Below are 1,937 nucleotides of genomic sequence, written 5' to 3'. Positions count from 1 at the left end.
AAAACAATCACAAGATACAGACCACCACACCCGTCACATACACGACCACAGACATAGTACCGAGAGTGATCTGTAACAACCGTATTTTCTTTGTTCAGGCAGAAGACGTACAACGGGCACGGAGCCCGTTTAGTGGGCCACGAGATGTTGATAAGAGACATCTTCATACTTGTGCTGCCAACCGTGGCGGCAGCGGCCGAGCCGGCCGACCTTGTGCTGCGCAATGGCCTGCTGCTGACCCAGGACGGCACTACGCCACGTGCCAGCGCGCTTGCCATCCGCGGCGAGCGAATCCTGGCGGTCGGCAGTGACCGCGCCATGCAACGCCATATCGGCCCCAGCACCCGGGTCATCGACCTGCAACGGCGCACCGTCGTTCCGGGCCTGATAGATACGCACATCCACGCAATCCGTGGCGGCCAGACGTTCACCTTCGAAACCTACTGGTTCGACGCTCCCACGCTCTCCGAGGCGCTGCAGCGGCTGCAGCGGGATGCACGACGCAAGCCTGACGGGCAATGGGCCGCCGTGGTCGGTGCGTGGCATCCCGAACAGTTCGCGGAGGGCCGGGCACCGACCCGCGCCGAGCTCGATGCCGCCCTGCCGGACAGGCCGGTCTACGTGCAGCATCTGTACGACTACGCCCTGCTCAATCGTGCTGGCATCACAGCACTGGATCTGCAGGGCGACCAGCCCCGCCTGCCCCCGGGCATCATCGTCGAGCGCGACAATGACGGACAGGCCACCGGCCGCCTGTCCGGTGGTATCGGTCCATTCAATGCACTGTTCGCGCAGATCAGTACCAGCACCGATCACGAAAAGAGCCTGCGGACCTTCTTCGCTGCCCTCAACGCGCAGGGCGTGACCGGTTTCATCGATCCCTCCGCCGGCCCACCATCGTCCTACGAACCCCTGTTCAAGCTACGCGACCAGGGCGGGCTGACGCTGCGCGCCGGCTACCGCATTCCGGCCGGCACCCACGGTGATGAAGCCGAGTGGTTCCGCAATGTGATGGCGTTCCGTCCGAACCGGCACGACGATGGCGACATCGCCTTCCTCGGCCTGGGTGAGAATCTGGTCACCGCCATGAACGACGGCGTTCTGATGGGGCCTGGCTTCGATCCGCCGGCCGAGGCCCGGCAGGAGCTGATCGAGGTCGCCCGGCTGGCTGCGGAGCGGCGAATCCCACTGGAGATCCACGCATATACCGATGATGCCGCCGATGCCATCCTGTACGCCTTCGAGGTGGTGGCGCGCGATCATGACCTGCGGCCGCTGCGCTGGGCGATCGCGCACCTGAACACCGGGTCACCGCGGACGTTGCAGCGCATGGCCCGGCTCGGGCTGGCCTACAGCGTACAGATGGGGCCGTACTTCGAGACCACCGCGATCCACGCCGCCAACACAGCACAGGTTGCGGCGTCCAGCGCCCCGGTGCGGGCCGCGATGGCGCTCGGCATTCCGGTGGCGGGTGGCACCGACTCCACCCGCATCGGCGTGGCAGGCGTCTGGCAGGCCATCCAGTACCACGTTGACGGCCAGCCACTGGCAGGCGTGCGCCGCAGCGAGGACAACCTCATCACCCGCGATGCGGCACTGCGCCTGTTCACCCGCAATGCGGCCTGGCTGTCGTTTGCCGAAGACGAGCGCGGCTCTCTCACCGCGGGAAAGCTGGCTGATCTTGCTGTACTCGACCAACCCTACCTGACCATGCCGGCCCGCCGCATCCACTCGCTGCGCTCGCTGCTCACCCTGGTCGGCGGCCGCATCGTGCACGACAGCGGCGCCCTGGAGGCCGAATAGCCGCGTCCCGTACGCACGTCGCTGAAACACCCGGTCGGCAGTCTGTTGCTCACGTCCCCTGCCCTGTTCTGCCACGTCCACCCATCTTCCTGCTGGATATTGCGTCGTGCGCACTGTGCATGATATTAACAGCA

Annotated in this window: 1 protein-coding gene; it reads left to right on the top strand. The window is 65.5% G+C overall.

The window, feature by feature from the left end; translation table 11 throughout:
• The first annotated feature begins 132 nt into the window (after window positions 1–132).
• Complete coding sequence (locus EKL94_RS22040) at window positions 133–1,803, top strand: amidohydrolase (protein ID WP_221767994.1); 1,671 nt, start codon at window positions 133–135, stop codon at window positions 1,801–1,803.
• Window positions 1,804–1,937 lie beyond the last annotated feature (134 nt).

It is taken from the genome of Stenotrophomonas maltophilia (assembly GCF_003970865.1).
Taxonomy (GTDB): domain Bacteria; phylum Pseudomonadota; class Gammaproteobacteria; order Xanthomonadales; family Xanthomonadaceae; genus Stenotrophomonas; species Stenotrophomonas maltophilia_AR.
Note: the sequence above shows the minus strand (reverse complement) of the source record. Positions and strands in the feature narration are given on the sequence as shown.